1 protein-coding gene is annotated in these 284 nt (G+C 53.9%); it reads left to right on the top strand.

Annotated features, from left to right (window positions below; all coding sequences use genetic code 11):
* The coding region (locus tag KDM89_RS21965; RefSeq protein ID WP_212689870.1) for an SCO family protein at positions 1 to 284 on the top strand (284 nt) is incomplete at both ends.

The following is a 284-nucleotide window of genomic DNA, read 5'->3' as shown; positions in this document are numbered from 1 at the left end:
TGCCCGACAACCATGGTGGAAATGGCGAATGTGATGCAAAAGCTGGGGCCGGATGCAGAAAAGACCCAGGTATTGTTCGCTACCATAGACCCTGAGCGTGATACCCAGGCCTTGTTAGCGGCTTATGTACCGAATTTCGATGCGCGCTTCCTGGGCTTGTATGGTGATGCGGCGGCGACTGCCCAGGTCGCCAAGGACTTCAAAGTGTATTACCAAAAAGTACCGGGGAAAACGCCAGACAGCTACACCATGGACCATACTGCGGGGACCTATGTATTCGACCA

It is taken from the genome of Cognatundibacterium luofuense, from assembly GCF_018139685.1.
GTDB lineage: Bacteria > Pseudomonadota > Gammaproteobacteria > Burkholderiales > Burkholderiaceae_D > Undibacterium > Undibacterium luofuense.
This window is presented reverse-complemented; position numbering and strand designations above follow the sequence as displayed.